We start from the raw sequence: 208 nt of genomic DNA, 5'->3' as shown, positions 1-208 counted from the left end.
GTAGAACAGGATGCTGAAGACCACGAACAGGAACAATACCGTCAGCGTCGCGTTGGTATAGGCATTGAACACCACATGCTGCATCTGCTCGATGCTCTTGGCCGGGGCCAGGATCTGGCCGGCGGCCAGGGCATCGTTGTATTTGCGTGCCAGGGCCAGGAAGCCGATCGCCGGATTGGCGTCGAACAGCTTGATCAGGCCCGCGGTT

1 pseudogene is annotated in these 208 nt (G+C 59.6%); it reads right to left on the bottom strand.

The window, feature by feature from the left end:
• Positions 1 to 208 (bottom strand): annotated as a pseudogene (locus tag AC30D9_RS29445) (carbon starvation protein A); the annotation flags it as partial.

The sequence above is a fragment of the Pseudomonas sp. DF11 genome, from assembly GCF_058148565.1.
This window is presented reverse-complemented; position numbering and strand designations above follow the sequence as displayed.